4 protein-coding genes are annotated in these 5,660 nt (G+C 69.8%); 2 read left to right on the top strand and 2 right to left on the bottom strand.

The features are described 5' to 3' along the window. The first annotated feature begins 388 nt into the window (after positions 1-388). A complete protein-coding gene (locus ABZS54_RS41795; protein WP_355548327.1) occupies positions 389-745 on the top strand; it encodes a hypothetical protein in 357 nt (118 codons plus the stop codon). Positions 746-761: 16 nt separating this feature from the next. On the opposite strand, the gene ABZS54_RS41790 is transcribed toward ABZS54_RS41795, so the two are convergent. Beyond that, positions 762-1,481 carry a PIG-L deacetylase family protein gene (locus tag ABZS54_RS41790; RefSeq protein WP_355548324.1) on the bottom strand — a complete coding sequence of 240 codons (720 nt, stop codon included), beginning with the start codon at positions 1,479-1,481 and terminating at the stop codon, positions 762-764. Positions 1,482-1,602: 121 nt separating this feature from the next. Between ABZS54_RS41790 and pcrA the strand changes: the two genes are divergently transcribed. Continuing rightward, a complete protein-coding gene (gene pcrA, locus ABZS54_RS41785; protein ID WP_355548322.1) occupies positions 1,603-4,119 on the top strand; it encodes a DNA helicase PcrA in 2,517 nt (838 codons plus the stop codon). A gap of 79 nt (positions 4,120-4,198) precedes the next feature. On the opposite strand, the gene ABZS54_RS41780 is transcribed toward pcrA, so the two are convergent. Continuing rightward, positions 4,199-5,395: a hypothetical protein gene (locus ABZS54_RS41780; RefSeq protein ID WP_355548319.1), complete on the bottom strand. Its 1,197-nt coding sequence runs from the start codon at positions 5,393-5,395 to the stop codon at positions 4,199-4,201. Positions 5,396-5,660: the final 265 nt, after the last annotated feature.

Here is a 5,660-nt window from a genome sequence, read left to right as displayed (position 1 = left end):
TGCAAGGGTCCCCGGTTCCGGCTTCGCGTCGCACCGACGATGGTCACCCACCGTCACCGAAACACGTCCCCGAACTCGGCGGAGGCGATCGTGTCCACCGGGTGGCCGACATCGAGCCGATCGCCTGCCGCAGAACACTAGTCACAGGCGTGTCACGACCATCACCATCAGCCCTCACATTGCCAAACTTTTGCCAATATCACCGTTTCCTTCTCCGTGTATCACGGGAAAAGCCCCCGGATTCCGGAAAGTCGATCTTGAGCTGTTTTGGCGAATATTGCCGGCGTATGACCCGCCGCCGGCCGCCGACCCGGTGCCGGCTAAGCTGCGGCCGGCACCAACAGCGGCCTCCCGATGCCGCGCGACGGTCGACGAGGAGTTGTACGACGTGGATGTTCTGCGGCAGATCCTGCTGGTCCTGCACATCGTGGGCATCGCGTCCCTGCTCGGTGGCTTCCTCACCCAGATGTCCGCGCTGCGCACCGGCGACGGGCGGATCGTGCCCGCGATGACGCACGGCGCGCTGACCATGCTGGTCACCGGCCTGGCTCTGGTCGGCGTGGTCCAGGCGGGTCTGGACAAGGACGTGGACAACGCCAAGATCGGCACCAAGCTGGTCATCCTGCTGGCGATCCTGCTGCTGGTCTGGGGCAATCGTGCCGCGGACCGGGTGTCCTCGAAGGTGCTCGGCGCGATCGGCCTGCTGACCGTGGCGAACATCGCCATCGCGGTCATGTGGACCTGAGACCGCGCCGCAGGCCCTAACGGGTGTCGACCACCCGGAACACCTCGGCCATCAGCCCCCCGCCAAGGCCGAACCGCTCGGCGTTGCGGGCAAGCATCGCGGTGACCTCCTCACGCAGCCCGGACAGATGGCTCGTCTGGCTCGCGTGCGACAACAACGCCGCCATCTTGCGCTCGAACACCGCGCTCACCTCGACCGCGTGGTCCGGTGCCCCCGTCGGCGACAACCACGTCTCCGGCACGGTCCACTCCTTCAACCCCTCCACGTCCAGCAGCTCGGGGTGCGCGAACGGATTCCGGGCGTCCGGATAGATCGCCCGCATCGCCGCCTCGCCCGCCTCCAGATGATCCGGATGACTGGGCGCGAGCCGGGCCCAGTCCCGCTCCGGACTGGGAATCACCATGCGCTGCGGGCGTACCTGCCGGATCACCCGGCTGATGTCGCGCCGCAATTCGAGGGTCGCGGCCAGCCGTCCGTCCGGGTAACCGAGCCAGTACAGCTGCCGTACCCCCACGTGCGCCGCCGCCGCGGTCTGCTCGGCCCGCCGGATCCCGCCGATCTCGGACCGCGGCACCGCCGGGTCGAAGCCGCCCGCGTCCCCGTCGGTGACCAGGCAATAGCTCACCTCGATGCCGGCCTCGGTCCAGGTCGCCACCGTCCCCGCCGCCCCGAAGTCGATGTCGTCCGGATGGGCGGCCAGCACCAGGACCCGCTCCACGTCGCGATCGTCCAGCACGATGTACTCCCTTGATCCGATCGATCCGACGGCGGGAAATCCCGTCGCCGGCGCAATGATCTCCGCTCTGTACAAAGGGCCGAGCACGACTCGCTTGTTACCCACCTAGACTCGGGGAACGATGAGCAGCCTCTTCGACGACATCCCCCTGCCCGGTTTCGAGACCGCGGCCAAGAAGTCCCCCACGAGCCCTGCGGACGACATCCCGCTGCCGCCCGAGCCGGACGACAACCACGTGTACGGCCTGCCGGAGGACTATCCGGACGACCTGTACGAAGGGCAGTACGAGCCGCCGGCCGAGCCGCGCGACGCCTACTACCGCAACGGCGCCCCGCGCCCGGTCGTGGACCCGGCGCGGCTGCTCGACGGGATGAACCCGCAACAACGCGCCGCGGTCGTACACGAAGGGTCCCCGCTGCTCATCGTGGCCGGAGCGGGTTCCGGCAAGACCCGCGTGCTGACCCATCGGATCGCCCACCTGCTCGCGGCGCGCGGTGCGCACCCCGGCGAGATCCTGGCGATCACCTTCACCAACAAGGCCGCCGCCGAGATGCGCGAGCGGGTCGAGGCGCTGATCGGGCCGCGCACCAAGGCGATGTGGGTGTCCACGTTCCACTCGGCGTGCGTGCGCATCCTGCGGCAGCAGTACAAGAAGCTCGGCATGAGCTCGTCGTTCTCGATCTACGACTCGGCCGACCAGCAGCGGCTGATGGCGATGGTCTGCCGCGACCTGGACCTGGACCCGAAGAAGTTCCCGCCGCGCAAGTTCAACGCGCAGGTGTCCAACCTCAAGAACGAGCTGATCGATCACGAGGACTTCGCCGCGAAGGCGATCAACGAGACCGAACGGATACTGGCCCAGGCGTACACGATGTACCAGGAGCGGCTGCGCCAGGCCAACGCACTGGACTTCGACGACCTGATCATGACCACGGTGCACCTGCTCCAGGCGTTCCCGGACGTCGCGGAGCACTACCGGCGGCGCTTTCGGCACGTGCTGGTCGACGAGTACCAGGACACCAACCACGCGCAATACATGCTGGTGCGCGAGCTGGTCGGCGGCGCGGCGGGCAGCGGCCTCCGGCGCACGATCGACGGCGACCTGGTCAACCCGGCCGAGGCCGGTCTCGCCGAGATCGAACCGGCCGAGCTGTGCGTGGTGGGTGACGCGGACCAGTCGATCTACGCGTTCCGCGGCGCGACCATCCGCAACATCCTCGACTTCGAGGCCGACTACCCGAACGCCAAGACCATCCTGCTGGAACAGAACTACCGCTCCACACAGACCATCCTGAGCGCGGCCAACGCGGTGATCGAACGCAACAGCAACCGGCGCGCGAAGAACCTGTGGACGGACGCCGGCGCGGGCACCCCGATCGTCGGCTACGTCGCGGACGACGAGCACGACGAGGCCCAGTTCGTCGCGGACGAGGTGGACCGGCTCACCGACGCGGGCAAGACCAAGCCGGGGCAGGTCGCGGTGTTCTACCGGACCAACGCCCAGTCCCGAGTGTTCGAGGAAGTCTTCATCCGGGTCGGGCTGCCGTACAAGGTCGTCGGCGGCGTGCGCTTCTACGAGCGCCGCGAGGTCCGCGACGTGCTCGCCTACCTGCGGTTGCTGGCCAACCCGGACGACACGGTCTCGCTCCGGCGGATCCTGAACGTGCCCAAGCGCGGCATCGGCGACCGGGCCGAGGCGTGCCTGGACGTGCTCGCCGCCCGCGACCGGGTCCCCTTCGCCCAGGCGCTGCGCCGCGCGGAGGACGCGCCGGGCCTGGCCAAGCGGTCCGCCAACGCGGTCAAGGGCTTCGTCCAGCTGCTGGACGACCTCACCGCGGTCGTGGACGGCGGCGCGGGTCCGGCCACCGTGCTGGAGGCGATCCTGGAGCAGACCGGCTATCTGGCCGAGTTGCAGGCGTCCAGCGACCCGCAGGACGAGACCCGGATCGAGAACCTCCAGGAACTCGCGGCGGTTGCACTGGAGTTCGAGCAGGCCCAGGCCCAGGAGGGCGGCGGCGGCACGCTGGCCGACTTCCTGGAGCGGGTCTCCCTGGTGGCGGACTCCGACCAGATCCCCACCGACGGCGAGGACGACGGTGTGGTCACGCTGATGACCCTGCACACCGCCAAGGGGCTGGAGTTCCCCACGGTGTTCCTGACCGGCCTCGAAGACGGCGTCTTCCCGCACATGCGCTCGCTGGGCGACGCGAAGGAACTGGAGGAGGAGCGCCGGCTGACCTACGTCGGCATCACCCGCGCCCGCGAGCGGCTCTACGTCACGCTCGCGAAGATGCGCAGCGCGTGGGGCGCGCCGTCGTACAACCCGCCGTCGCGCTTCCTGGGCGAGTTGCCCGAGAAGCTGGTCGACTGGCGCGGCACGTCCCCGTCGGCGGCCAAGGCGCTGTCCGCGACCAAGTCGACCGTCGGCTCGCGCGGCGGCTTCGGCAAGGGCGCGCAGATCAAGGAACGGCCGATCGTCGCGCTGTCCCCCGGCGACCGGGTCACCCACGACAAGTTCGGCCTGGGCACGGTGGTCTCCACTGCCGAGACCGGCGACAAGGCGAAGGCCACGATCGACTTCGGCGCCGGCGGCGAGAAGACCCTGCTGCTGCGCTACGCGCCGGTGCAGAAGCTGTAGCGCAGGACCCGTCGGATACGGGTGTGGGCCGGGCCGAGTGAATCGGCCCGGCCCACACGCGTATCCGGTCGAAAGGGCTCTAGCCGGCGATCTGTATCTCGTAGGGCGCCGACTCCACGCCGGACGCCGAGACCACGCACAGTTCCACCCGGCCGGGCTCGACGTCGACCGGGACCGGGACGACCACACACGCGTCGGACGGGTTGGCGAAGCCGGTGTCGGCCGGGATCAGCGGGGCGTGCACGTGCACCGCGCCGAACTTGACCACCACCCGTGCGAGCAGGTCCGCCTCGTGCGAGCCGCCCGCGGCGAGGTTGATCCCGCGCACCTCGATGTCGTCGCCCTGGCGGACGGCGGAATCCAGATCACCGCGGATGCGTACGCGGACCACGGACAGGATCACCGGGCGGTCGTTCTCGGCCAGCTTGCCCGCGAGGTAGGTGATCACCGAGACCACCGCGAGCGCGACCAACGTGGCCGGGATGTCCGGGAGCCGATCCGGGTCGCGGGCCAGACCGACCACCACGAAGCCCACCGCGACCAGGTTGACCAGGATGTACTGCGCGTCCACGAAGGAGGCCCGGCCCGCGTCGTCGGTGACCAGGTCGCGCAGCGAGGCCTGGTCGGCGCGCAGCTTCTGCAGCACCCGCCTGCCGACCTTGTCGCCGACGATGCGCCGGACCGCGACCGCGGCCAGCAGCGGCGCGGCCACCAGGGTGATCTGATCCAGTGCGACGTTGCCGAGCCGCTCCAGCAGCCGGTCCCGCTCGCCATCCCCGGAGGCGGAGGCGAGCCGCATGCCCAGGAAGGCGAAGCAGTACATGAGCGCCACCATCCACAGCGCGGCGACCGCCTTGGAGGTGGACAGACGGCCGTCCAGGCCGCGTACGGGCGCGAACACGCCACCGCTCGCCCGGGCGGCCCACCCGACCACGCTGAGCACTCCGGCGACCACCACGGCGGCCACGATCCCGGCGGTGCGCGAGCCGGTCCAACCGGCGCCGATCGCGGTGAGTGCCTGAACCAGGACGAGCACGGCGACCAGGAGCCACAACACGATCAGCGCGCGCCCACCGAGCACTTGCAGCCACGCGCGCCCCTGGGCCCGCCGTACGGTCGCCAACTCGGGTGCTTTGCCGCGCAGTTCGTCGGAGATCCACTGGCGTGCGCCGCCATCGGAGTGGGCGACGGCCGAGGGCACGCCCTCCTTGCGGGCCAGTGCCCGCCTGAGCGTCTCGAAATCGGCGACGGTCCTGCGGTATTCCTCCCGGACCACGCAATGACAGTCCGGTCCGTGCACACCGACACCGTGCGCCACTTCGCCACGCCCTCCCCACCACCACATACGAACGTGCTCGTTCAGCGGCACATTGTGCCGCATCCGAGGGGGGTCGCATGGGCCCGGTCGAGGGACCGGACGGTTTGTCGATCGAACACCTGATGCCGCGTCAACCCCGGTGCCCCACAAGGCGTCCCGCCGGCCGCTCAGCCGGCTCTCGGCGAACCCCGCGAACGCCGCCGACCCCCACCCGAAATCGGGC

It is taken from the genome of Embleya sp. NPDC005575, assembly GCF_040605455.1.
Taxonomy (GTDB): domain Bacteria; phylum Actinomycetota; class Actinomycetes; order Streptomycetales; family Streptomycetaceae; genus Embleya.
The sequence above is the reverse complement of the archived record's forward strand: the minus strand, read 5'-3'. Positions and strand labels throughout refer to the sequence as shown.

What these genes read in the sequence shown, in the direction of transcription:
- pcrA (WP_355548322.1), top strand. Translation starts at nt 1,603, where the DNA reads ATGAGCAGCCTCTTCGACGACATCCCCCTGCCCGGTTTCGAGACCGCG.